At 74.2% G+C, this 24,876-nt stretch carries 18 protein-coding genes and 2 pseudogenes; 9 read left to right on the top strand and 11 right to left on the bottom strand.

Annotated elements, in window-relative coordinates; translation table 11 throughout:
- Nucleotides 1-5 precede the first annotated feature (5 nt).
- Nucleotides 6-359 carry a helix-turn-helix transcriptional regulator gene (locus OG899_RS23850; RefSeq protein WP_125500657.1) on the bottom strand — a complete coding sequence of 118 codons (354 nt, stop codon included), beginning with the start codon at nucleotides 357-359 and terminating at the stop codon, nucleotides 6-8.
- A 120-nt stretch (nucleotides 360-479) separates the two neighbouring features.
- On the opposite strand from OG899_RS23850, the gene OG899_RS23845 reads away from it, so the two are divergent.
- Nucleotides 480-1,559 carry an NADH:flavin oxidoreductase/NADH oxidase gene (locus OG899_RS23845; RefSeq protein ID WP_168131492.1) on the top strand — a complete coding sequence of 360 codons (1,080 nt, stop codon included), beginning with the start codon at nucleotides 480-482 and terminating at the stop codon, nucleotides 1,557-1,559.
- A gap of 89 nt (nucleotides 1,560-1,648) precedes the next feature.
- On the opposite strand, the gene OG899_RS23840 is transcribed toward OG899_RS23845, so the two are convergent.
- The 3 genes from OG899_RS23840 to OG899_RS23830 form a co-directional block, all read right to left on the bottom strand.
- Nucleotides 1,649-5,953, bottom strand: a complete 4,305-nt coding sequence (locus OG899_RS23840; protein ID WP_168131491.1) for a cation-translocating P-type ATPase — start codon at nucleotides 5,951-5,953, stop codon at nucleotides 1,649-1,651.
- Nucleotides 5,954-6,079: 126 nt separating this feature from the next.
- On the bottom strand, nucleotides 6,080-6,616 hold the full coding sequence (locus OG899_RS23835) for a hypothetical protein (RefSeq protein WP_168131490.1): 537 nt from the start codon (nucleotides 6,614-6,616) through the stop codon (nucleotides 6,080-6,082).
- A gap of 287 nt (nucleotides 6,617-6,903) precedes the next feature.
- Nucleotides 6,904-8,235: an SGNH/GDSL hydrolase family protein gene (locus OG899_RS23830; protein WP_125497677.1), complete on the bottom strand. Its 1,332-nt coding sequence runs from the start codon at nucleotides 8,233-8,235 to the stop codon at nucleotides 6,904-6,906.
- Nucleotides 8,236-8,693: 458 nt separating this feature from the next.
- Here OG899_RS23830 and OG899_RS23825 point away from each other — a divergent pair.
- A pseudogene (locus tag OG899_RS23825) lies at nucleotides 8,694-9,468 on the top strand (pectate lyase).
- Nucleotides 9,469-9,589: 121 nt separating this feature from the next.
- On the opposite strand, the gene OG899_RS23820 reads toward OG899_RS23825, so the two are convergent.
- Nucleotides 9,590-10,339: a PaaX family transcriptional regulator C-terminal domain-containing protein gene (locus OG899_RS23820; RefSeq protein WP_125497675.1), complete on the bottom strand. Its 750-nt coding sequence runs from the start codon at nucleotides 10,337-10,339 to the stop codon at nucleotides 9,590-9,592.
- A gap of 69 nt (nucleotides 10,340-10,408) precedes the next feature.
- On the opposite strand from OG899_RS23820, the gene OG899_RS23815 reads away from it, so the two are divergent.
- The 5 genes and pseudogenes from OG899_RS23815 (at nucleotide 10,409) to OG899_RS23795 (ending at nucleotide 16,153) form a co-directional block, all read left to right on the top strand.
- Entirely contained in the window at nucleotides 10,409-12,118 is a 1,710-nt protein-coding gene (locus tag OG899_RS23815) for an acyl-CoA dehydrogenase family protein (RefSeq protein WP_168131489.1), read from the top strand.
- A gap of 345 nt (nucleotides 12,119-12,463) precedes the next feature.
- Nucleotides 12,464-13,131, top strand: a pseudogene (locus OG899_RS23810) (WD40/YVTN/BNR-like repeat-containing protein); the annotation flags it as partial.
- 268 nt (nucleotides 13,132-13,399) lie between these two features.
- Complete coding sequence (locus OG899_RS23805; RefSeq protein ID WP_125497673.1) at nucleotides 13,400-14,077, top strand: uracil-DNA glycosylase; 678 nt, start codon at nucleotides 13,400-13,402, stop codon at nucleotides 14,075-14,077.
- Nucleotides 14,074-15,075 carry an N-acetylglucosamine kinase gene (locus tag OG899_RS23800; RefSeq protein ID WP_125497672.1) on the top strand — a complete coding sequence of 334 codons (1,002 nt, stop codon included), beginning with the start codon at nucleotides 14,074-14,076 and terminating at the stop codon, nucleotides 15,073-15,075. The genes OG899_RS23805 and OG899_RS23800 overlap by 4 nt, the downstream gene beginning before the upstream one ends.
- A gap of 154 nt (nucleotides 15,076-15,229) precedes the next feature.
- Nucleotides 15,230-16,153 (top strand): sirohydrochlorin chelatase, encoded by a 924-nt coding sequence (locus OG899_RS23795; RefSeq protein ID WP_125497671.1) that lies wholly within the window; start codon nucleotides 15,230-15,232, stop codon nucleotides 16,151-16,153.
- Between the two features lie 174 nt (nucleotides 16,154-16,327).
- Here OG899_RS23795 and OG899_RS23790 read toward each other — a convergent pair whose 3' ends face one another.
- Nucleotides 16,328-17,362, bottom strand: coding sequence for a lactonase family protein (locus tag OG899_RS23790; protein ID WP_125497670.1), 1,035 nt, complete (start codon nucleotides 17,360-17,362; stop codon nucleotides 16,328-16,330).
- Between the two features lie 146 nt (nucleotides 17,363-17,508).
- Nucleotides 17,509-18,324, bottom strand: a complete 816-nt coding sequence (locus OG899_RS23785; protein WP_125497669.1) for a LysR family substrate-binding domain-containing protein — start codon at nucleotides 18,322-18,324, stop codon at nucleotides 17,509-17,511.
- 121 nt (nucleotides 18,325-18,445) lie between these two features.
- Here OG899_RS23785 and OG899_RS23780 point away from each other — a divergent pair, with 121 nt between their 5' ends.
- The gene (locus tag OG899_RS23780) at nucleotides 18,446-18,871 is read left to right on the top strand and encodes a DUF5997 family protein (RefSeq protein ID WP_125497668.1); all 426 of its coding nucleotides are present in this window, start codon (nucleotides 18,446-18,448) and stop codon (nucleotides 18,869-18,871) included.
- Nucleotides 18,872-18,991: 120 nt separating this feature from the next.
- Here the strand turns inward: OG899_RS23780 and OG899_RS23775 are convergent, their stop codons facing one another.
- From OG899_RS23775 to OG899_RS23760, 4 genes are read right to left on the bottom strand one after another with little or no spacing between them, the layout of a single operon-like run.
- Nucleotides 18,992-20,134, bottom strand: coding sequence for an XdhC/CoxI family protein (locus OG899_RS23775; protein WP_125497667.1), 1,143 nt, complete (start codon nucleotides 20,132-20,134; stop codon nucleotides 18,992-18,994).
- Nucleotides 20,127-22,259: a xanthine dehydrogenase family protein molybdopterin-binding subunit gene (locus OG899_RS23770; RefSeq protein ID WP_125497666.1), complete on the bottom strand. Its 2,133-nt coding sequence runs from the start codon at nucleotides 22,257-22,259 to the stop codon at nucleotides 20,127-20,129. The genes OG899_RS23775 and OG899_RS23770 overlap by 8 nt, the downstream gene beginning before the upstream one ends.
- Nucleotides 22,256-23,248, bottom strand: a complete 993-nt coding sequence (locus OG899_RS23765) for a xanthine dehydrogenase family protein subunit M (protein WP_168131488.1) — start codon at nucleotides 23,246-23,248, stop codon at nucleotides 22,256-22,258. The genes OG899_RS23770 and OG899_RS23765 overlap by 4 nt, the downstream gene beginning before the upstream one ends.
- Entirely contained in the window at nucleotides 23,245-23,832 is a 588-nt protein-coding gene (locus OG899_RS23760) for a (2Fe-2S)-binding protein (RefSeq protein ID WP_168131487.1), read from the bottom strand. Before OG899_RS23760 ends, OG899_RS23765 begins: the two co-directional genes overlap by 4 nt.
- A gap of 244 nt (nucleotides 23,833-24,076) precedes the next feature.
- On the opposite strand from OG899_RS23760, the gene OG899_RS23755 reads away from it, so the two are divergent.
- Entirely contained in the window at nucleotides 24,077-24,655 is a 579-nt protein-coding gene (locus tag OG899_RS23755) for a TetR/AcrR family transcriptional regulator (protein WP_125497663.1), read from the top strand.
- Nucleotides 24,656-24,876: the final 221 nt, after the last annotated feature.

The following is a 24,876-nucleotide window of genomic DNA, read 5'->3' as shown; positions in this document are numbered from 1 at the left end:
CCCGCTCAGCCGGTCGCGGTGCGCGCCGCCTGACGGGCCGCGGCGTCGAGCACGCTGTCGATCAGACCGGGGAACAGCGTGTCGAGGTCGTCGCGGCGCAGGTCGTTCATCTTGGCGGTGCCCCGGTAGACCTGCCGGACCACCCCGGCTTCGCGCAGCACCCGGAAGTGGTGCGTGGTGGTCGACTTGGAGACCGGCAGGTCGAAACAGGAGCAGGACAGCTCCCGGCCGGCCTCGGCCAGCCGGGACACGATCTGCAGCCGCAGCGGGTCGGACAGCGCGTGCAGGATGCCCTCCAGACGGATCTCCTCCCGCACAGGGTGCGGAAGGGCACGGCTGTCGGCAGCGGGGACGGTCACAGCGGGCTCCACTTCGTACGGGCCCCTCATGGTACGAAGGGCGTCGTAGTTTGACACCTGCCGTAGTACGAGGTCTATCGTACTAGCTTGCCATCGGTCCCGTCACGATTGGAGCCCGACGTGAGCGCGCTCTTCGAACCCCTCACCCTGCGCCAGGTCACCTTCCCGAACCGCGTCTGGATGCCCCCGATGTGCCAGTACTCGGCCGCGCCCGAGGGGCCGGAGACCGGCGCTGCGACCGACTGGCACTTCGCCCACTACGCGGCCCGCGCGACCGGCGGCACCGGCCTGATCATCGTGGAGGCCACCGCGGTCTGTCCGGAGGGCCGGATCTCCCCCTACGACCTCGGCATCTGGAACGACACCCAGGTGAAGGCGTTCCGCCGGATCACCGGCTTCCTGCGCAGCCAGAACACGGTGCCCGGCATCCAGCTGGCGCACAGCGGCCGCAAGGCGTCGACCGACCGCACCTGGAAGGGCGGCAACCCGGTGGGACCCGAGGAGCACGGCTGGCAGCCGGTGGCACCGAGCCCGGTGGCCTTCGACGACAAGCACCCCGTCCCCACCGAGCTGAGCACCGACGACATCCGTGAGATCGTCGACCGGTTCGCGCAGGCCGCCCGCCGGGCGCTCGCCGCGGGCTTCGAGGTCGCCGAGATCCACGGCGCCCACGGTTACCTCATCCACGAGTTCCTCTCCCCGCACTCCAACCACCGCACCGACGCCTACGGCGGCTCCTACGAGAACCGGGTGCGCTTCGCGCTGGAGGTCGTGGACGCGGTCCGCGCGGTGTGGCCGGAGGACAAGCCGCTGTTCTTCCGCATCTCCGCCACGGACTGGCTGGAGGAGGGCGGCTGGACGGCCGACGACACGGTGCGTTTCGCGGCGGAGCTGCACGCCCACGGCGTGGACCTGCTCGACGTCTCCACCGGCGGGAACGCGGCCGGGGTGCGCATTCCGACCGGCCCCGGCTACCAGGTTCCCTTCGCCGCGCGCGTCAAGGCGGAGACGCCGATGCCGGTCGCCGCGGTCGGCCTGATCACCGAGCCCGGCCAGGCCGAGAAGATCCTGGTCGGCGGCGAGGCCGACGCGGTCCTGGTGGGCCGTGAGCTGCTGCGCGACCCGTACTTCGCCCGGCACGCGGCCCGCGAGCTGGGCGGCGACGTGCACGTGCCGGAGCAGTACCACCGCTCCGTCTGATCGCTCCGTCGGATCCGGGCGGCCGGCACGCGGTGCGGACGCCCGGACGCGCACGAGGTTTCGTGCCGGGTGCCGGGGGTGCCGGCCGGTCAGCGTCCGGCCCGTTCCCGCCCGGCGGCCGCCAGCCGTTCCACCGTCCGCTCCACGCCGGGCAGGACCCGCTGCCCCGCCAGCGCCAGGGCGATCGCCACGACCACGCCGGTCCAGGCGACCGGGCCGAGCGGACTGCAGCCGAACAGGCGGCTGACGCCGGGCGTCTGGACCACGGCGATCAGCACCAGCGCCGAACCGAGCGACGTCACCCGCACCAGCGTGCTGCCCCGCCGGTCCAGCAGGGTCTGGGCGAGCTGGGTGCCGACCACCCCGCACAGGGCCATCGTCCCGGAGCGACGTGCCGTGCCCGGGGTGAACCGGCCGATCAGCCAGGCCGTGACCGCGCCGAGGCAGGTGGTCAGGGCACGGTGACGGATCTGCCGGATCAGCGGCTCGCCGAGGACCCCGCCGGCCGCGTCCTCGGGCGAGGTGGCCCGGGCCTGCCCGGCGTCCTCCTCGGGGGTCACCGCCACCGCCATCGCCGGGAACAGGTCGGTGAACAGGTTCACCATGAGCATCTGCCGGGTGGACAGCGGCGCCCTGCCGGACAGCAGCGTGCCGAGGATCCCGAAACCGACCTCGCCGGCGTTGCCTCCGATCAGGACGGCGATGGCGTCCGCGACGCTGTGCCACAGGGCGCGGCCCTCGCCGATCGCGTCGATGAGGACGGTGAGGTCGTCGTCGGTCAGCACGATGTCGGCGGCGTTGCGCGCGGCCGCCGACCCGCGGGCGCTGATGCCCACGCCGATGTCGGCGGCGCGGATCGCCGCCGCGTCGTTGGCGCCGTCGCCGACCATGCCGACCACCCGGCCCGCGTCCCGCAGCGCCTCCACGACCTGCAGCTTCTGTTCGGGCGCCACCCGGGCCACCACACCCGCGTCACGCAGCATGCCGGCCCGCGTCCGCCGGTCGGCCGCGGCCAGTTCGTCACCGGTCACCACCGGGGTGTCCTCGGGCCAGCCCAGCTCGGTGGCGATGGCCCGCGCGGTCTGCGGATGGTCACCGGTGAGCATGACGGGGCGGACGCCCTCCTCGTACAGGCCGTGCACCAGGGCGGTGGAGGTGTCGCGTGCCACGTCGGACAGCCCCAGCAGACCGGTGAACTCCAGCTCGTGCAGCGGCTCTTCGAGGGCGTCGGCGTCCTCCTCGGAGTCGTCGAGCCGCCGCTGTGCCACCGCGAGGATGCGCAGTCCGCCTCCGGCGAGTGTCTGCGCCGCCTCGGAGGCGTCCGGGGTCGGACCGGAGCAGGCGGGCAGGACTGTCTCCGGGGCGCCCTTGACCACGAGCAGGCGCGGGCCGTCCGCACCGGTGCGGCCGACGCCCGCCGCATAACCACGGGCGGCCTCGAAGGGCAGGCTGTCCCGTTCCGTCCAATCCGGGTCGGGCGCCGCGGCGGCGAGCACGGCCTCGTCGGTGGCGTGCACGGGCCGGTCCGACCCGCCGGCCGGGCGAGGGCAGGCCCGGGCCGCCACCCGCACCACGTCCGCGGCCTTGCCGTCGGTCGCCGCGTGCACCGCGCCGCCGGCGTCGGCGACCCGCACCACCCGCAGCCGGTTCTCCGTCAGCGTGCCGGTCTTGTCGAAGCAGAGCGTGTCCATCCGGCCCAGCGCCTCGAGGGTGCGCGGGGTGCGCACGAGCACACCGCCGCGGCTGAGCCGGCGTGCCGCGGCCAACTGCGCCACCGTCGCCACCAGCGGCAGCCCCTCCGGCACGGCGGCCACGGCGACGGAGACCCCGCCGCTGACCGCCTCCCGGATCGGGGTGCCGCGCAGCAGGGCGAGACCGGTGACGGCGGCCCCGCCGGCCAGCGTCAACGGCAGCGCCTTGCCGGTCAGTTCCTGCAGCCGGGCCTGGACCCCGCCGGCCGGAGGCGTCCGGGCGGCCAGGTGCACGGCACGCGCGGCCTCGGTGTCCTCCCCAGTGTCCACCACCACACCGCGCGCCCGCCCGGCCACGACCGTCGTGCCCTCGAAGACCATGCACCGCCGGTCGGCGACGGCCGCGTGCGGGGTGGGCGCGATCTGCTTGTCCACCGGCAGGGACTCACCGGTCAGCGCGGACTCGTCGACCTCCAGACCCTCCTCCCACAGCAGGCGCGCGTCGGCCGGCACCACGTCGTCCACCGTCAGCTCGATCACGTCACCGGGCCGCAGCCGGCCGGCGTCGACGGTGCGGGCACCGCCTGCCGGAGCTTCTCCGTCCTGCGGCACCAGCCGCGCCTTGCGCTGCTGGTCGGCGAGCAGCCCGGACAACGCCCGCTCGGCACGCAGCCGCTGGACACCGCCGATCAGGGCGTTCAGGTCCAGGGCGCCGACCACGAGCAGCGCGTCCACGACGGAGCCGAGGATCGCCGACGCGGCCGAACCGACCGCGAGGACCGGGGTGAGGGGGTCGTGCAGTTCGCCGCGCACGGCCCGGCCCAGCTGCACCGTCCAGCGCGCCGGGGCCATGACCGGATGCCGGGAGACGGCACCGGCCCGCCGGCGCAGCCGGGCGGCCGCCTGCCCGGGCCCGGCCGGTTCGGTCTCCTCTTCGCGGGAGAGGCGTTCGCGGGCCTCGCTCGTGTCCAGTTCGTGCCAGTGCACTCGGGGACGCGGGTGCGGAGGGCGGGCGGCGATCACACCGAGCGCGGCCCGGGTGCCCGACAGCAGGGCGACGGCCGCGGCCACGTCGACCGGCGCATGCCGCAGCCCGGGCAGCACCGGCCGGCGTCCCCGCTGCGACGAGGACTCGCCCACCGCGACCAGCAGTCCCGACAGCGCGGCCCCGGAACGGGCCAGGACCTGCGCCCGGCGCCCCACCCCGCGAGCCGCCGGAACCGCGGTGAGCAGGCGCCACACATCGGGCAGACCGTGCAGGGCCAGCAGGTCGGCGCTCCAGTAGACCGCGCCGTCTCCGTCGGTGAGGGCGACGGCGATGTCGCCGGCGTGCAGCCCGGCCGGCACGGTGCGGTCGCCGGCCGGTCTCACCCTGGCCACCGTGAGCACCGCGCGCCGGCCGTCACCGCGCAAGGAGTGCACCACGTCGTCCAGGGGACGGCGGGCGTCGGCCACCTCGTCGGCGAGACCGACGAGATCCTCCAGGACCGGGTCGTCCACCAGGACGACCCGCAGTCCGGCACGCCGCGCCGCGTCCAGGACCGGCTCCGCCCACGGATCGAGGTCGCCGTGCGCGGTGCGGAGCGCACTGGGGTGCAGGACGAGGGTGCCGGTCGTCTCCAGCCGGCGCAGCCGCTCCGGGTTCCGCACCAGCACCCCGGTGCGCGCCAGCAGGGCGCTGAGCACGCTGTGGAAGACGGCGGGCCCGTAGCGGGCGGCCTTGGGCGAACCGGCCAGCACCGCCTCGGCCGCCTCCGACCCCGAGTGCTTGACCAGCAGCGTCGCCGCCGCGCCCGCCAGGCTGCCCGCCGAGGCGTGGTCGGCGTACTCCTGAGCGGGCGACAGATGCAGCGGGGGCCGCGGCGCCGGGTCGGCTGCGACGCGGAATCGGTCGGGGTCGCACAGACGGTCGTGCAACCTTTCGAACGCAGCGGCGCGGGCCACCGTGTCGGCCAGCTGGCAGGCCCGCAGCGTCCCGTCGAGCACCAGGGCGACCGGGGTCTGCCCGGCACCGTGGGCGGCGGCATTCGCACAGGCCGTCGCCAGGTCCATCCGGCTGCTGCCCAGCCGGTCGCGCAGCCAGGTGCCGAACCGCGGGTTCTCGCGCAGCAGGGTCACCGCGGCCGTCACCGCGCGCGGGGACGGCGGCAGGCGCAGCGCGGAGGCGGTGAGCGCCACGGCGATGCCCAGCGCGTCGGCGGCCAGCGTCGCGGCGGCCGCCCGAACCCCGGCGCGATCGGCCGGATGGGTCGGCTCCTCCGGATCGCCGCCGGACACCAGTCCGTGCCGGGCGGCCAGACCGACCGCGTGCTCCACGATCTCGTCGACGACCTCGTCACCGGTGGCGGCCAGGACCAGGCGGCCCAGGCCCTGGTCCCAGTACGCGAACAGCACATCGGGATGGTCCGCCAGCGCGGCGGCCACATGGTGTGCCACCTGCTCGACCCCTCCGGCCCGGTGCACCCGCTCGGGCTCGGCGGCGTGCAGGGCGAGGTGCGCGCGGGCGCCGGAGCGCCAGGGCGCCGCCGCGCCGGTCAGCGCCCCTCGGGTGACGTGCGCGACCCGTACCGCCACATCCGCGCCGCGCACACCGGCACGCGCCGTCCCGGCGAGCGCCCCGGCAGCCTTGCCCACCGCAGGAGCGCTCGCCCGCACGACCCGCCGGGAGGCGGCAGCGGGCGTCGTCAGCAGGCCGAGCGCCATGGCTTCTCCTCCGCGTCCGCGTTCCCCGCGTTCCCGTTCCCGGCCACCGCGTGCACGTTCCCGTGTGTCGGTTCCCGGTCCGGTGTCCCGGTTGTCGTTCCTGTGCCGCTTCTCGTCCGTGCCCCGTCAGCGGGTGGTGCGGCTGGGCCGGGCGGTGGGGCCGAGAGGACCGGTGGCCGCCTGCCCCGGGGTCTGCTTGCGGGAGGTCCGTCTCGGGGTGGGCTTGTCCGGGTGGTCCGCTGCCGATACGTCGCCTGGGTCGCTTGTGGTGCCGGACTTCGGGCCGGTCCCGGGGCCGCCGCCGGGTGCTGCGGCCTCGGTCTGCTCGGTCTGCTCTTCCGCCGTGGGCCGGCCGGGTCGCCCGTCGTGAGCGGACCGGTCCGAGGCTCGCTCCTGTGCGGTGCGTTCGGGCCGGGGCTGGGTCAGCCAGGCCACGGCCGCACCGGTCAGCGCGACGGGCCACTCCACCACCCCGACGGCCGCGAGAACTCCGGCGCCCGTGTAGACCGCGATCCGCCGACTCCGCGGCGACACGGCGCCGACCTTGTCCAGCGTCTCCTGCGCGGCACGCCCCACCACCCCGGCACCCGGCACCTTGCGCAGCACCGACGCAGCGCCGTGCAGAGGAGCCTCGAGAAGCGACGCCGTCTTCTGCTCAGCCATGACTTGCCTCGCCTGCGGTGAGATCCCTCCGTGTCCGTTTCCCGGGTGCCCGTGGGTGTGCTGGTCATCCCGGTGGGGTGGGCGGGGGGTGGGGTTGGGGTCGCTTCGGCGTGGGGCGTAGCGCAAGGGCCATCCTCCACGTGCGCGGGAAGCAGAGTGCGCGACCTGCGACGTTACCCCAAGAGAGCCGCTCTCCTCATGACTTTCACCGACTCCGGCAAAAGGAACCTACCGCGCATACCACTGCCGCAGACGCCTGACCATGCCCCGCCCCCCGGCCGCGCCGCCTACCGGAACAACCCCCCAGACACCGCCCCTGCCAACACCCCGTATCCCTCCGGGTTGAGGTGCAGCCAGTCCCCGTCCTGCAGGTCGGCCCGCAGACGGTTCGGGGCGGCGGGGTCGCGGACCGCTCGGTCGAAGTCGATCACGGCGTCGAAGTGGCCCTTGGTGCGGATCCAGCGGTTGACCGCCTGCCGTGACTTCTCCCGCTCACCGGCCGGGTCGTCGTACTGGGTGTTGCCGCCGAAGGGCAGCAGGGTGGCGCCGTAGACGCGGATGCCCTGGGCGTGGGCGCGGACGACGATCTGCTGGTAGGCGGCGATGAGATCGTCGGTGACGCGCCGCTGGGCCGCCGGTGTGGCGTCGGCGGTGCCGATGTCGTTGACGCCCTCGAAGACGATCAGCCACGACACGCCGCTGCGGGCGAGCACGTCCCGGTCGAGCCGGGCGAGGGCGTTGGGTCCGAGGCCGTCGTTCAGGACTCGGTTGCCTCCGGCGGCCTGGTTGAGGACCGCGAGGTGGGCGGTGGCGGGCCGGGTGCGGAGGCGGTCGTAGAGCTGGTCGGTCCAGCGGTTGTCGCCGTTGGTGGTGGAGCCGCGTCCGTCGGTGAGGGAGTCGCCGAGGACGGCGACGGCGCGGGTGGCGGACTTCGCCAGAACCTCGACGTCGCTGAGGAGGTACCAGTGGTCGACGGCGGTCGCGCCGGGCAGGTCGGTGTCCGCGGTGTGGTCGCCGTGGATCAGGTACGACGTCGTGCGGGAGCCCGGGTGGCCGGTCAGGGCGAGCGACTGCTGCCCGTCCGCCAGATAGGCCGTCACGGTGAGGCGGCTCGCGGCCGGCAGGTCGATGTCCAGCGGATCGGAGACGACCTGGGCGCCCTCGGGGACGGTCGTCGACGTCCTGCCCGAGAAGGTGACCCGGCGGATCGTGCCGGGCTCGACCGCGCTGACGCCCGCCCGGCCGCCCTGGGGGCGGGCCACGGTCACGGCGGTGAGCGGCAGCGGGGTGTCGCCGTAGGCGTTGGAGAAGCGCAGCCGCAGTGTGTGGCCGCCGGCCGAGACGCGGAGCGTCTGGCGGACGGTGGTGTCGACCAGGACGGCGTCGTCGCCGGTGAAGGGGGCGGGCGGCAGATTGGCGGGCTCGGTGAGCTGTGGCATCGCCGTCCAGGTGTTCACCCAGTGCGGTGCGGCCGGTGTGCTCGGCGAGGCGGCGGAGGTGCCGCCGTGCGGTCCGCGCACCAGCCCGGTCACGGCGGAGGCGGTGACGGCGAGGGCGAGGACGAGCACGCAGACGGTGACGAGGTCGGTGACGCGGGATCTGCTGCGAGGCGGTTTCACTGGCCTCCTCCGGGGCGCGGGGCATACGCGACGACGCGTGGCAGAGGCGGCGCACTCGGCGCACCGGGCACGGAGTACCCGGCTCCGTCCCGGCACGGCGCGGTGGCCGCTGCGCACCGCATGGTGGCATGGACACATCTGCTTTGGAAGCGCTCCCACGGCACTTCCGGTACACGAATCAGCCAGGGTGAGACGACCGCACCCGAGGCGTTGACCGGAAAGCGCTCACCCCCTACGGTCCGTTCATGAGTGTGACCCGCAGCACACGTCGACGCACTCGGAACCGCGATTTGCGGGCAGATCACCCACAGGGCGTTCCGCAAGACGAGTGTCTTTCATGCACGAGAAATCTCACCCCGGGCCGCGGACGCCCCGTGGACACACCCTCCCGGGCTTCTCCCGACACGAAAGGCACGTCCGAGACGGCATCCACAGCTCACCGGTCGCACCGGCTCGCCATGAGGCGCACCGCGATCGCCGCCACGGCCGCACTCGGGCTCTCGATTGACATGTTCACGATTGGTGCGGCACCCGCGCAGGCGGCCTCCTGGCCCACCCCCACCGGAAGCCAGGCGGTCACGAAGACCATCGGTGTCTCCGGCACCGAGGACTACGGCATGGTGCGCCTGTACGGCAGCGGTGACCTGGGCACCGGCGGCCAGGACGAGGACCAGGCCCCCCTGCTGGAGCTGGCCGACGGCGCGGTGCTGAAGAACGTGATCATCGGCGCGCCCGCCGCCGACGGCATCCACTGCCTGGGCAGCTGCACGCTGCAGAACGTGTGGTGGGAGGACGTCGGCGAGGACGCGGCGACCTTCAAGGGACCCTCGTCCTCGGCCGTGTACACCGTCACCGGGGGGCGGCGCCCGCAAAGCCTCGGACAAGGTGTTCCCGTTCAACGGCGCCGGCACGCTGAGGGTCACCCAGTTCCAGGTCGAGGACTTCGGCAAGCTGGTGCGCTCCTGCGGCAACTGCAAGACGCAGTACCGCCGCACGATCTTCGTCAGCGACGTCGACGTCGCCGCCCCCGGCAAGGCGATCGTGGGCATCAACCAGAACTACGGCGACACGGCGACCCTCAGCAGGATCCGTATCCACGGGGACAGCTCCAAGAAGATCAAGCCGTGCGTGCGCTACGAGGGCAACGACGACGGGGACGAGCCGGCCGAGATCGGCAGCGGCCCGGACGGCACGTACTGCCGCTACTCGTCGTCCGACATCAGCTACGACTGACCCACCGGTGACAACCGGTCGCCATCAGTGATGACTCACCGCCCCCAGCGACGACCGACCACCCTCGGCGACGGCCGGCCGTCGTCGCCGGATGCCGCACCCACCGGGCCGGACACACCGCTCACCGTCGAGTCCGACCCAGCATCTCCTCGGTCAGCCGTCGCCGGTGACCGGTGTAGGCGGCGCGCAGCGCGGGCCCCGGCCAGTCGTCGGGCAGCAGGTCGGACGGGAGGACCGGGTCGGCCAGCAGGTGCCGCACCACGGCCGCCAGCACGGTGAACCGCTCGGCCGGGTGGCGGGCGTCCGCGACCCGGTCGAGCAGGGCGTGCGCCGCGGCCGCCCATCCGGCCAGCGGCCACAGGCGTGCGGCCAGGTCGCGGGCGGGTTCCTCGGGCCGGGCGGTGAACCGGCCGACGGAGCGGGTCACGTCCTCGGGCCAGGGGCGCAGCAGATTGGCCGGGCGCACCCACACGCCCTCGCGGAGTTCGGCGAGCCGGAGCGCGCTCAACCGCGCCCTCAGGTCGGCTCGTTCGGCGGGTCCGCGCCCGGTGGCCGTCACCACGGCCATCTCCCACTCCCCGCTCCAGCGGCGCGTGCGCGGGTGCACGGCCGCGTCCTGGAGTCGTTGGCGCTCCAGCAGCCGGTCGCTGAGGCCGTAGACGCCGTCGGCGCGCCGGAGGTCTCCGGCGGCCACCATCCGGCTCAGCGCCGCCCGCAGGGTGGAGCCGCCGATGCCGAAGGGCTCGACGGCCCGCAGCAGGTCCCTCACGGGCAGCTCGGGCGGGTGGGTGCCCAGCAGCAGGCTCAGCACCACGGACCGCGCGGACAAGGGGCGCAGCTCGACCGCGACGGACTCCGGGGAGGCGTTCATGGTCCCGTACTGTACGGCGGCGTGTTGCATCATTGCTACGGTCGCAGCGACGGTGCAACACTGACGGGTATGGCCTCTCCTCTCGCACGCGAACGACAGCAGCGGCCGCAGGACGGCCCGCCCGCCCCCGCCGGACCCTCCCCCACGTCCGGCGCCACCCACGAGGTGACCAACCAACCCCCGCCCCTGGCCCCGTACGACGCCGCCGACGACGCGGCCCTGCTGGAGGGGCTGCGCCGGGAGGGCGCCGGGTGGGCCGAGGAGCAGGTACGGCGGCTCGGCGAGCTGGCCGGCGGCCCGGAGGCGCAGGAGTGGGCGGAACAGGCCAACCGGCACGAGCCGGAGCTGCGCACCCACGACCGGTACGGCCACCGCATCGACGAGGTCGACTTCCACCCCAGCTGGCACGATCTGATGCGCACCGCGGTCGGCGAGGGCCTGGCCGGCGCGCCCTGGGCGGACGAACGGCCCGGCGCGCACGTCGCCCGCACGGCCGGCGGGCTGGTGTGGGGACACACGGACGCGGGGCACATGTGCCCCGTCTCGATGACCTACGCCGCCGTCCCGGCCCTGCGCGCGCAGCCGGATCTCGCCGCCGTCTACGAGCCCTTGCTGGCCGGCCGGACCTACGAGCCGGGTCTGCGGGTGCCGGCCGAGAAGCCGGGCCTGCTGGCGGGCATGGGCATGACGGAGAAGCAGGGCGGCTCGGACGTGCGCACCAACACGACGACGGCCACCCCGACCGCCGAGCCGGGGGTGTACACGCTGCGCGGCCACAAGTGGTTCACCTCCGCGCCGATGTGCGACGTCTTCCTGGTGCTGGCGCAGGCGCCGGGCGGCCTGTCCTGCTTCCTGGTGCCGCGGGTGCTGCCCGACGGCAGCCGCAACCCGTTCCGCATCCAGCGCCTGAAGGACAAGCTGGGCAACCGTTCCAACGCCTCCTGCGAGCCGGAGTTCGACGGGACCGTGGCCTGGCTGGTGGGACCCGAGGGGCGCGGGGTGAAGACCATCATCGAGATGGTCAACTGCACGCGTCTGGATTGCGTGATGATGTCGGCGGCGCTGATGCGCAAGACGCTGGTCGAGGCCGGCCACCACGCACGGCACCGCCGGGCGTTCGGCGCCCTGCTGGCCGACCAGCCGCTGATGCGCAACGTGCTGGCCGACCTCGCCCTGGAGTCGGAGGCCGCCACCACCCTGACGCTGCGCCTGGCCGGCGCGGCGGACCGGGCGGTGCGCGGGGACGCGGCGGAGACGGCGTTCCGGCGGATCGCCACCGCGGTGGGCAAGTACTGGGTCACCAAGCGGGGCCCGGCCTTCACGGCGGAGGCACTGGAGTGTCTGGGCGGCAACGGCTACGTGGAGGAGTCCGGCATGCCCCGGCACTACCGCGAGGCGCCCGTGCTGTCGATCTGGGAGGGCTCGGGCAACGTCAACGCCCTGGACGTGCTGCGGGCGGTGGGGCGTGAGCCGGGCACCGCCGAGGCGCTGTTCGCCGAGCTGGAGCTCGCCCGGGGCGCCGACGCCCGCCTGGACGCGGCCGTGACCCGGTTGAAGAACGAGCTGGTCGAGGCCTCCCCGCTGCGGGCGCGCCGGCTGGTGGAGCTGATGGCGCTGACCCTCCAGGCCTCGCTGCTGGTCCGGCATGCCCCGTCGTCCGTCGCCGACGCCTTCTGCGCGACCCGGCTGGGCGGCGACTGGGGTCACTGCTTCGGCACGCTGCCGGACTCCGCCGACGTCACGGGCATTCTGGCGCGGGCCCTGCCGGGGACGGTCTGATCCGGGCGGGCGCCCGCCCGGCCGCCGGGTCCGACCGTGGCGCCCGCTTCGGGGCACCGGGTGCGGCCGGGCCGCGTGATCGGCCGGCTCCGTCCGCCGGTCGCGCGGCACACCCCGTCGTCCGCCGGTCGCGCGGGGGCATCCGGATACGAGCCGGACGCCTCGTCGTACCGCACCGACCTGGCGGCCGCTGCCACCTGGGACGACATCATCACCGTGGTGACTGTCAGCGGCAAGATGCACACCCGAGCGTCGTGCGGACGAAGGGTCCGGGCGACGATGATGTGGAAATGGCCGGCATGACCGGGGTACTGCTCGCCGTGGCCCGCAAGGGCCTGTTCATCGGGCGGCGGCGGTGAGTGCCTGCACACGGCGGTCACCGACCCGCGCGATCCACGGGCCGTCACGGTCGCCGTCTCCGCCAGCGGGGTGTTCCGCACGACGGACGGCGGGAAGAGCTGGGCGCCCTCCGACGCCGGGGTGTCGGCGGTGTTCCTGCCCGACCCGGCCCGGAGTTCGGGCGGTGTGTCCCCAAGATCGCACGGGATGCGGCAGCCCCGGACCGGCTGTATCCGCGAAACCACGGGTGCGTGCACCACAGCGACGACGACGGCGCGCACTGGGCGGACCTCGGCGCGGGTCTGCCCTCCACGTCCGGTTTCGCCGCCGCCGCACACCCGCGGCACGGCGACACCGCCTACGTCCTCCCGATCGAAGCCGACACCGACCGGGTGCCCGCGGCCACCGTTGCCGCGTCCTCCGCACCACGGACGCGGGCAAGAGTCGGGAGCCGCTCGTGGCCGGCCTGCCGCGCGCGGACCCCTACGGGACGGTGCTGCGGGACGCGCTGTGCACGGACGACGCGGACCGGCCGGGGTGTCCTTCGGCGACCGCAACGGCGAGGTGTACGCCCCGGCGGACGACGGTGACAGCCGGCAGCAGCCGGCCGCGCACCTGCCGCGGCCGCGCACCTGCCGGACGTCCTGTGCGTCCGCGCGGCGGTGGTGGGGTGAGGCCTGCTGCCCGCGCCGGCGCCGTCCGCGTGCCCCGCCTGGTCCGGGCCCCGGGACACCGAACCCGGGGGTACCGACACCGGGGACACGGACCCGGGGTACCGACACCGGGCACACCGCGCGATCCGGCCCGCCGGCCCCGCCCGTGCACCGCGAACCACCACCCGGTGATCCGAACCGGACACCGCCCGCGCAGCATCGGTCGAGACCGGTCGCTGTGCGGGCACCGCTTGATCACCTCACCCGTCGCAGCAGTAGGGTGACGCCCGTGGCACCACGACCCTTGCATGAAATCGTCGAGCCGGGCTGGGCGAAGGCCCTGGAGCCGGTGGCCGGACGCATCGCCTCGATGGGTGACTTCCTGCGCGCGGAGATCGCGGCGGGACGCACTTACCTTCCGGCCGGACAGAACGTCCTGCGGGCCTTCCAGCAACCCTTCGACGACGTGCGGGTGCTGATCGTCGGCCAGGACCCCTACCCCACCCCGGGGCACGCCGTGGGCCTGAGCTTCTCGGTCGCACCCGAAGTCCGCCCGCTGCCCGGCAGCCTGATCAACATCTTCCGGGAGCTGACCGCCGACCTGGGGGTGCCCCAGCCGTCCAACGGCGATCTGACGCCCTGGACCCGGCAGGGCGTGCTGCTGCTCAACAGGGCGCTCACCACCGCCCCGCGCAGACCCGGAGCCCATCGCGGCAAGGGCTGGGAGGAGGTCACCGACCAGGCGATACGGGCGCTCGCGGCACGCGGCAAGCCGCTCGTGGCGGTGCTGTGGGGCCGTGACGCCCGTACTCTGCGCCCGCTGCTGGGCGACGTGCCGTGCGTGGAGTCGGCGCACCCCTCCCCCATGTCGGCCGACCGCGGCTTCTTCGGCTCACGCCCGTTCAGCCGGGTCAACGACCTGCTCGTCCGGCAGGGCGGCCGGCCCGTCGACTGGCGCCTGCCGTGACCGGCCGGGCGCCGGGCGGCGCGCAGGAGGAGACCGGGTTCCTCGCCGTGGACTCCGGCGGCTCCGGGCTGCGGGTGGTCGTCGGTGTCCCCGGACGCGGGGCGCTGGCCCAGCGGTCGTCGAAGGAGCCGGTGCGCACCGGTTCCCGGGGCATCGACCCGGAGCACCTGATGCGGCAGCTGGTGCCGATGGCCGCGTCGCTGGCGGCCGAGACCGGCGTGGAGCGGCCGACGACGGCTGTCGTGGGCGCTGCCGGGCTGGCCACGCTGGGCGACGCCCTGCGTGCCGAGCTGCCCGGTCTGCTGGCCCGCGAACTCGGCGTGCGGTCGGTCGCACTGGCCGCCGACGCGGTCACCGCCTACGTCGGCGCGCTCGGCCCGCGGCCCGGAGCGGTGCTCGCCGCCGGCACCGGCCTGATCGCGATCGGCACCGACCTGACCCGGTGGCGCCGGGCGGACGGCTGGGGCCATCTGCTGGGCGACTGCGGCAGCGGTGCCTGGATCGGACGGGCCGGGCTGGAGGCCGCGCTGCGCGCCCACGACGGGCGCGACGGCGGCTCGGCGGCGCTGCTCGCCCGCGCCGAGGAGATGTTCGGCCCGATGCCCGAGCTGCCCGGCCGGTTGTACCCGCGCACCGACCGTGCCGCGGTGCTGGCCTCCTTCGCTCCCCAGGTGGCCGCCTGCGCCGCGGACGACCCGGTCGCGGCAGGTGTGCTGCGCGCTGCGGCCCGGCACATGGCCGAGTCGGCCGCCGCCGTCTGCCCCGCCTCGGGCGAGCCGCTGATCGCGCTGACCGGAGGCCTGTTCAAGATGGGCGAACCTCTTCTGGCGCCGCTGGAGCGGGAGTTGACGGCACGGCTGCCGCAGGCCCGCCGGGTCGCCGCCGAGGGCGATCCGCTGCACGGTTCGGTGCGCATCGCCACCGAGCTGGCACGCGGCACACTCGACCTGCCCATGGACGAGAAGATGCTGTACGTGCCTGCGGAACACGGCAGTTGACGGAAACCGGAAATCCGGGGATCGTAAGCCGCCCCACGGGGCACACCTTCGTTTCCCGGCCTTCCGGTGACCCATCAGACAAAACCGGACGGAAACCGTTCACCTGCACCCTCCCCGAACAGCAGGCCTGAGGAAACCAGTAACATGCGGCGCCATGAGCTCCCCCACTGGGCCCGCGTCCGGCCTGCCAGTACGAATGCCGCGCCCCCGCCAGCCCGGACGGCACCGCCGCCCCGAACCGCTGGCCGCTCCCGAGGGCGCGCCCGCGCTCGTCCTCGCGGTGCCAGGCACGACCGGCACCGCCACGCGCAGCCTCGCCGAGGAGGTCGTGAGCATCGCGCGCTCCGAGCTGCCCGGCCTCGACGCCCGGATCGGGTATGTCGACGGGGACGGCCCGGAGTTCCCCAGCGTGCAGTCCGTGCTGTCCCGCGCGGCCGACGACCGCACCGCCCGCTATGAGCAGGCCCTGGCCGCCGGTGTGGAGGCCAAGGAGCCCGAGGGCCCGGTCGCGATCGTCGTGCCGCTGCTGGCCGGTCCGGACAGCGCGCTGCTGCGCCGCATCCGCCAGGCCGTCATGGACAGCCGCGTCGCCGCCGAGCTGACCGATGTGCTCGGCCCCCATCCGCTGCTCGCCGAGGCGCTGCACGTGCGCCTGTCCGAGGCCGGCCTGGCCCGCGCGGACCGGGCCCGCCTGTTCACGGTGACCACCGCCGCCGACGGCATCATCCTCGCCTCCACCGGTGGTGAGGAGGCCGTGCAGGCGGCTGGGATCACCGGCATGCTGCTCGCCGCCCGCCTCGCGGTGCCGGTCATGTCCGCGGCGCTGGATCAGGAAGGCTCGATCGCGACCGTCGCCGAGCAGCTGCGCTCGTCCGGTTCGCATCAGCTGGCGCTGGCGCCGTACCTGATCGGCCCGGAGATCGAGGCCGAGGTGATCGAGCGGGCGGCCAAGGAGGCGGACTGCCCGGCCGCGGAGGCCCTCGGCGCCTACCCGGCGATCGGCAAGCTCGCGCTGGCCAAGTACACGACGGCACTGGGCATCACTCCGCAGCAGCCGCAGGGCGTACCGGTCCGCTGACCCGTACGGCCCACGCCCTGCGGTGCCACCGCGCCGTACGGACCGCCGCACAAGCCCTTGGGAAGGGCCCCGCTCCGGACGACTCGGCCGGAGCGGGGCCCTTTCCGTATGTCTCGGTTGTGCCGCGGGTGCGGGGGCGCACGCGGGCCTTCGGGGAGGCCGGTGCCTGGTCGGTCAGCCGAAGACCACGCAGGACGCCGCCGTCACCCCGACTGCCCCGGCCCGCTCCGGGACTCCTGTCCCGGGGTCGACGAAGAACCAGGTCACGTCGCCGGACCGCTCATTGGCGACGTACAGGAAGCCGTCGCACCAGGCGAGGGCCCGCGGCCAGTGACCGCCGCACGGCACGGTCGTCACCCGCTCCAGCCGTTCGCCGCCGGCCGTGACGGCGAAGACGGTCAGCACGTCCTCGCCACGCGTCGCGGTCCACACGAACCGGCCGTCGGGTGCGACGACGACCCCCGAGGGATAGGCGTCACCGGCGGGCGCCTGCGCCAGGACGGGTGTCTCGGTGAGGGGCTGAAGACTGCCGGCCTCGGGGTCCCAGCGGCAGAGGGTGACCGAGGGCGTCAGTTCGTTGACGACGCAGGCGTGCCGCCCGTCCGGGAAAAAGGCCAGGTGACGGGGACCGGAGCCGGGACGCAGCGCGATCTCCCGGTGCAGCGTGAGCGCACCGCCGGTGAGCGTGCACACCCGCACGGAGTCCGTCCCGAGATCGACGCTGACCACCCAGCGGCCGCTCGGGTCCGGCTGCACCTGATGGGCGTGCGGACCGCGCTGCCGCCGCTCGTGCGGGCCCGAACCCGTGTGCCGCAGCACCGCGTCGGGGGCGGGCGCGAGACGGCCGTCGGCGCGGACGGGGACGGCGCTGACACTGCCGGAGCCGTAGTTGGCGGTCAGGACGTGTCCGCCGACCACGCTCAGATGGGTGGGGCCGCTGCCGCCGACCCGCACCGGAGGGCCGGTCAACTCCAGCGCCTCGCCCTTCACCCGGTATGCGGCCACCGCTCCCTCGGCCGTCTCGCTGACCGCGTAGAGGGTGCCGCCGTCGGGTGCCAGGGCCAGGTAGGAGGGGTCGAGCACATCGTCCACGCTGCTCAGCAAGGTCAGTGCGCCGTCGCGTCCGGCCACGGCCGCGGTGACCACTCCGGGGCCTCCCGCCGCCGTGAACGATCCGATGAACGCCCGCCGTTCGCCGCCGTCTGCCACCTGCGTCCCCTCTCGTCGACCCGCTCCGGGCCGACGCTAGCAGCCGGGCAGCACGGTACGGCCCAAGCCGGCGGGTGTCCGGCCTGTCGCAGTCCCTCGCCGTGGTCGCGGTCGGCCGGCCTCACGGCAAGGGGCCGTGCGGGGCGCTAGCGACGCTTGGGCCTGCCGCGTCGTGCGCCCTGGGCGCCCCGTGCGCCGCGGCCACCCCTGCCGCCGTGCGCTCCCCTGGCGCCGGGGGTGCTCCTGCCGCCCTTGGCGGTGCGGGAGCCGCCGGCGCGCGCCGACGCACCCGCCGCGGGCTTCTGCCGGGCGCTCGGCGGGCGGCCGTCCGACGACTGCTCCGTGGTCCGGGACCGCCCCCGGGTGCTGTTGACCGTGCGGCCGCGGACGACCCCGATGAAGTCGTCGACCAGGTCGGTCGTGGCCTCCTGCGGCCAGGCCAGCGCGACGCTGGACTGCGGCGCGTCCACGACGGGACGGTAGGTGAGGTCGCGGCGGTGGTGGAGGCGGGCCAGCGACTGCGGGACGACGAGCAGACCGACCCCGGCGGCCACCAGCTCCACGGCGTCCGCGGTGGTGGCAGGGCGTTCGAAGGCGGGCTCCCCGGGGGGCTGCTCCCAGCCGAGAACGTCGTCCAGGGGGTGGAAGACCACCTCGTCGGCCAGGTCCGCCAGTGTGATCTCGTCGGCGGCCGTCACCAGATGGTCCTTGGGGACGACCACGACCGTGGTCTCGGTGTAGAGCGGGATCGCATGGAAGTACGTACGGTCCACGGGGAGCCGGACGATGCCCGCGTCCGCCGCGCCGTCGCGCAGTTCCCCGCAGGCGTCGGCGGCGGGGACCTGGACGAGCTCGAGGGAGACGCCGGGGTAGCGCTCGCTCCAGATTCGCGCCCACTTGCCGGGCGTCGCCCCGGGGACGTACGCGAGCCGGAAGGTGGGGGAGATCTCCGAGCCTGTCACCCGGCCAGGGTACCCGGCCCGCCCGGCACCCTCTCCCCCGGTCATGCCTGCTCCGTGCGGCCGCCCCGTCCCCGCCTCCCGTGGTCGGGACCTCACCCGCACGGTCGATAGGCTGGGGAGCATGAAGTCGCACCCGAGCACCCAGACGATGAAACCCGCCACCGCGGCGAAGAAGCTGGGTGTGTACCTGCCTGCCACGCCCGCCTCGTTCCAGGAGGGCATGGTGACGCGTGACGAGCTGAACCGGCTGCAGGCCGACCCGCCCGAGTGGCTGCGGGAACTGCGACGCAACGGCCCTCACCCGCGTCCGGTGGTCGCGGCCAAGCTGGGGGTGTCCATCGCCGGTCTCGCACGCGGCGGGATCACCGAGGCACTGACCACGGAGCAGATCGAGGCTCTGAAGCAGGAGCGGCCCGAGTGGCTGGAGAAGGAGCGCGCGACACAGGCCGAGGTCCGCAAGGAAGCGGCGCGCCTGAAGAAGCGGAACGCCGAGCGTGCTCGGCGCGCGGCCGAACGCGCCCGGCAGGAGGACGCGCGGTCCGTCTGACACCGGTGAGCCGCTGACGCGGCACATCCCGCACGGTGTGCGGAGCGGCCCGGGGCACGCGGCGGTCGGGACGGCCCCGGCCACTCCCGCTCCCCGGGCCGCGGTCGTGAGGTGCGCCGGTCAGGCCGCGCGGGCAGCGCCGTGCTCCCCGCGGTCGTGGTGGATGGAGGTCCCCGAGCCGGTCAGGGGGACGCCGGTGCCTCCGTGCCGGACGGCGACGATCTCCGCGGCGATGGACAAGGCGGTCTCCTCGGGGGTGCGGGCCCCGAGGTCGAGGCCGATCGGGGACCTGAGCCGGGACAGTTCCCGTTCCCCGAGGCCGGCCTCGCGCAGCCGCCGTTCCCGGTCGGCGTGGGTGCGGCGCGACCCCATGGCGCCGACGAAGGCGACCGGCATCCGCAGCGCCTCCGTCAGCAGGGGGATGTCGAACTTGGCGTCATGGGTGAGCACGCACAGCACGGTGCGCGCGTCGGTCGGGGTGCTCCGCAGGTAGCGGTGCGGCCAGTCGACCACGACGTCGTCGGCCTCCGGGAAGCGCGCCCGGGTGGCGAAGACCGGTCGGGCGTCGCACACGGTGACGTGGTAGCCGAGGAACTTGCCCGCCCTCACCAGCGCCGCGGCGAAGTCGACCGCCCCGAAGACGATCATGCGGGGCGGCGGCACATTGACCTCCACGAGCAGGGTCAGCCCGCCGGGGCAGTGCGATCCGTCCTCCGAGATCTCCACGGTGGCGGTGCGGCCGGCATCCAGCAGGGCCCGGGCCTCGGCCTGCGCCGTGCGGTCCAGTTCCGCCGCACCGCCCAGGCCGCCCTCGACGGTGCCGTCGGGCCGTACCAGCAGTGCCGCGCCGAGCAGCCCGTCGGGGCCGCGTACGACCCGGGCGAGAGCGGCCGGCTCACCGCGGGAGGCGGCCTGCAGCGCGGCCCGCAGCACCGGGCGCGCCGGGGCCTGCACGCGGACCGGCACCACCATGACCTCGATGGTTCCGCCGCAGGTCAGGCCGACCGCGAAGGCGTCCTCGTCGCTGTAGCCGAACTTCTGCACGACCGCGGTGCCGTCCTGGAGCGCCTGGAGGCACAGGTCGTAGACCGCTCCTTCCACGCAGCCGCCGGAGACCGAGCCGATGGCGGTGCCGTCGCGGTCGACGGCGAGGGCGGCGCCGAGACCGCGCGGTGCGCTGCCGCCGACGTCGACGACGGTGGCGACCGCGAAGTCTCGGCCTTCCTCGATCCACTGGTGCAGTTCCTCGGCGATGTCAAGCATGGGGTACCTCTGCGGCGGCCTGCAGGACTCGGTCGGGCCGGATGGGCAGGTGACGGTGTCGCACACCGGTGGCGTGCCAGACGGCGTTGGCGACGGCCGCGGCCGTGCCGACGATGCCGACCTCGCCGATGCCCTTGATGCCGATCGGGTCCTCCGGGTCGTGGTCGTCCACCCAGTCGGCCTCGACGAGCGGCACATCGGCGTGCGTGGGGACGTGGTAGCCGACGAGGTCGGGGCCGTACAGGCCGCCACTGGCCGCGTCCCGGACGGCTTCCTCGTGCAGGGCCATGGAGATGCCCCAGATCATGCCGCCGACGAGCTGGCTGCGGGCGGTCAGCGGGTTCACGATCGTGCCGGCCGCGAAGATGCCGAGCATGCGGCGCACCCGTACCTCGCCGGTGGTGACGTCCACGGCGACCTCGGCGAACTGGGCTCCGTAGGAGTGCCGTTCCTTCTCGGCGAGCGCGGCGACGGCGGCGGTGGTGTCGGAGCGCACGGTGATGCCCTCCGGCGGAATGTCCGCGCCCAGCGCCAGCCGCTCGCGCAGTTCGGCGGCCGCCGTCCGCACCGCCCACGCCCAGGAGCGGGTGCCTTGGGAGCCACCGGCGATCATGGCGCGTCCGAAGGCGCTGTCGCCGATGTGCGTCCGGATGCGCTCGGGCGGCACCTCGAGCGCGTCGGCGGCGATCAGGGTCAGCGCGGTCCGTGCGCCCGTGCCGATGTCGGCGGCGCCGATGCGCACCGTGAACGTGCCGTCCGCCTCCGCCGTGACGGTGGCGGTGGAGGGCCCGGCTCCGGCGGCGAAGGATCCGGCGGCGGTGCCGGTCCCGAGCAGCCAGCGTCCCTCACGGCGCACGCCGGGCCGCGGGTCGCGGTCCGCCCAGCCGAACCGGCGGGCGCCCTCACGGAAACAGGCGGCGAGGTTGCGGCTGGTGAAGGGCAGTCCGGAGACCGGGCCACGCTCGGGCTCGTTGCGCAGGCGCAGCTCGATCGGGTCCAGACCGGCCTTCTCGGCGAGCTCGTCGATCGCGCATTCCAGTGCGAAGGAGCCGGGCGCCTCACCCGGGGCCCGCATGTAGGTGGGCGTCGGGACGTTCAGCCGGAGCAGGCGGTGGGCGGTGTGGTGGGCGTCGGCGTCGTACATCACCCGGGAGGGCATGGTGCTCGGCTCGACGAAGTCGTGCACGGCTGAGGTGAGGCTCAGGGAGTGGTGCTCCAGGGCGCGCAGTCGGCCGTCGGCGTCCGCGCCGAGCCGTACCCGCTGCACGGTGGGGCTGCGGTAGCCGGTGAGATAGAACATCTGACGGCGTGTCATGACCACGCGAACCGGGCGCTGCAGCTCGGTCGCGGCCATGACGGCGGCCACCTGGTGGGCGCGTACTCCCTTGCTGCCGAAGCCGCCTCCGACGTGTTCGGAGACGACCCGCACGGAGGCCGGGTCGAGCGAGAACAGGTTGGCCAGTTCACCGACGACCCAGAAGGCGCCCTGGTTGGAGTCGACGACTTCGAGCCGGCCGCCGTCCCATCGGGCGGTCGCCGCGTGCGGCTCCATCATGCTGTGGTGTTCTTCGGGGGTGGTGTACTCGGCGTCGACGACGAAGGCCGAGGCGGCGAGTTCGGCTTCCAGGTCGCCCTTCTCCGTCGTCGCCGGCACGAAGCCCTCCCCCGGGACGGTGTCCGTGCGCGCCGGGGAGAAGTCGATGTCGTGCGGCTCCTGGTCGTAGTGCACGACGAGTGCTTCGGCGGCCTCCCTGGCCTGCTCGGAGGTCTCGGCGACGACCAGGGCGACCGGCCAGCCCAGGTGCGGCACGCGGTCGTGCTGGAACACGGCCCAGGTGGGGTCGGGCTTGCCCAGCAAGCCGACGTAGTCGGTGTTCAGCCGGGGGGCGTTCTCGTGGTGCAGGACGGCGAGGACGCCCGGCATGGCGAGGACGGGCTCGGTCTCGATGGACCGGATCCGGCCTCGGGCGACGGTGGAGAGCACCAGCCAGCCGTGCGCGAGGTCGGCGAAGGGGATCTCTCCGGCGTAGCGGGCGGCGCCGGTGACCTTCTCGCGGCCCTCCACGCGGGTGTGCGCGGTGCCGGTGCGGCCGCGGAAGGGGGTGCGGGTCGTGGTCGTGGTCATCGAGCGGCCTCCTCGGCGAGTTCGGTGAGCACGGCCACCACGAGGTTGCGCATCAAAGTCACCTTGTATCCGTTGTCGGGCAGCGGTCGCGCCTCGGCGAGTTCGGCGTCCGCGGCGGCCGCGAAGGCGTCGGCACCGGCTCGTGCCCCGGTCAGCGCCTGTTCGGCCGTCCGTGCCCGCCACGGGCGGGAGGCGACGGCGCCGAAGGCGAGCCGCACGTCGTGCACGACGCCGTCGCGGACGTCGAGGGCGGCGGCGACCGAACCGATCGCGAAGGCGTAGGAGGCGCGCTCGCGCACCTTGCGGTAACGGGAGTGGGCGGCGACCGGGACGGGCGGCAGCTCGACGCCGGTGATCAGCGCCCCCGGGGGCAGGGCCGTCTCCCGGTGCGGGGTGTCCCCGACCGGCAGGTAGAAGTCGGCAAGCGGCAGCCGGCCCGACCCGTCGGCGGTTTCGTACGTGACTTGGGCGTCGAAGGCGGCCAGGGCGACGCCCATGTCGGAGGGGTGCACGGCCACGCAGTGCTCGGAGGCGCCGAGGATCGCGTGGTTGTGGTGCACACCGTGGACGGCGGGGCAGCCGCTGCCCGGGCGGCGCTTGTTGCACGGCCGGCTCACGTCGGTGAAGTAGCCGCAGCGGGTGCGCTGCAGCAGGTTGCCGCCGACGGTGGCCATGTTGCGCAGCTGTCCGGAGGCTCCGGCGAGCACGGCCTGCGCGAGCGCCGGGTAGCGGCGGCGGACGTCGGGGTGCGCGGCCAGGTCGCTGTTGGTCACCGTCGCACCGATGCGCAGTCCGCCGTCCTCGGTCGCCTCGATGCGGTCGAGCGGCAGATCGCGGACGTCGATCAGGCGGGACGGCCGCTCGACGCCGTTCTTCATCAGATCGACGAGGTTGGTGCCGCCGCCGAGGAAGCGGGCCTCGGGGTCGGCTCCCAGCAGGGCCACGGCACCGGCGACGTCGTGGGCCTTGTGGTAGGTGAATTCCCTCATGCCGCGGCCTCCTCGCCCGTGGTGGTGCGCTCGGCACCGTCCTGGCCCGCGGATTCCGCGGCGCGGGCGACGGCCTGCACGATCGACACATAGGCGCCGCAGCGGCACAGGTTGCCGCTCATCCGCTCGCGGATCTCCTCCGCGGTCAGCGGTGGCGGGCCGGCCTCGGGGCGCACGTCCTCGGTGGCCGCGCTCGGCCAGCCGGCCGCGTGTTCCTCGATCATCGCGACGGCGGAACAGATCTGTCCGGGCGTGCAGTAGCCGCACTGGAATCCGTCGAGGTCGAGGAAGGCCTGCTGCACCGGGTGCAGGCGCTCGCCGTCGGCCAGGCCCTCGATGGTGGTGATCTCACGCCCTTCGGCCGCCACCGCCAGTTGCAGACAGGACACGGCCCGGCGCCCGTCGATCAGGACGGTGCAGGCGCCGCACTGTCCGTGGTCGCAGCCCTTCTTGGTACCGGTGAGATCCAGCCGCTCGCGCAGGGCGTCCAGGAGGGTCGTGCGGTGGTCGACGGAGAGCGTGTGCTTCTCGCCGTTGATGTGCAGGGTGATGGTGCTGGAGGTCGGCGAGGGTGCTGATTCCATGATCGGCTTCTTTCGCGTATCCAGAGGGAACACGGCGGCCCGTGTTGCGGGAGAACGTCAGAAACGTCGGAAGAAGAGGACAGCGGACGGACGGATCGGAAAGCCCATGACACGTGGCGGAAAAGCACACTCCACCACTATGGTGATTGAGAAGTGGACAGCTGTCCACTGTGGCTTCGAACTTACCCGGACAGCTGTCCGCTTAGCAAGGCCGGACGGCCGATTGCGCCCGAAGGGAGGATCGGTGGCGGAGAAGAGAAGCGCCCCCCGACGCTCGGACGCGCAGCGCAACCGCGCCACCATCCTGGAAGTGGCCGTGGCCGAACTGACCCGGTGCGCGGACACCCCGCTCAGCGTGATCGCACGGAAGGCAGGCGTCGGACAGGGCACGTTCTACCGCAACTTCCCCAACCGGGAAGCACTTGTCATCGAGGTGTACCGGCACGAAATGAAGCAGGTCGCGGACAGCGCGGCCGAGCTGCTCGCCCGCTACGAGCCCGACACGGCACTGCGCACCTGGATGGACCACCTGGCCCGGTTCGCCATGACCAAGGCCGGCCTCGCGGACGCGATCCGCCAGGCCACCTGCACACCCGGCGGCCCGGGCAAGCCGAGCCCCCTACCGGTGGCCGCCGCGGCCGAGACCCTGCTGCGCGCCAACGAGAAGGCCGGAACCATCCGCCCGGGCGTGACGGCCGACGAGTTCATGCTCGCCATCGCGGGACTGTGGCAGATCGACCCGCAGGGCGACTGGCAGACACGCGCGACCCGGCTGCTGGACATCGTCATGGACGGCCTGCGCGCGGGCGCACCGGGCCGCTGAGCGCACACCCGCCCACCGCTCACACCGGCGCGACCACTCACTCGCACCGGCACGTGCCCCGAGGCGCCGTCGGCGTACGCCCGGCGCACAAGGAGGCCGAGGAGGCGCGCGGGAGGCCGACGAGACCCCGCGAGACCGCGCGGACCGACAGCACACGCCTGCACCACCACTGCGAGCACGCGCATGCGCCCGTCCCGCCGCGTGCACCGGTCACGCGCGCG

Source organism: Streptomyces thermoviolaceus (assembly GCF_045209695.1).
Lineage (GTDB): Bacteria > Actinomycetota > Actinomycetes > Streptomycetales > Streptomycetaceae > Streptomyces > Streptomyces thermoviolaceus.
This window is presented reverse-complemented; position numbering and strand designations above follow the sequence as displayed.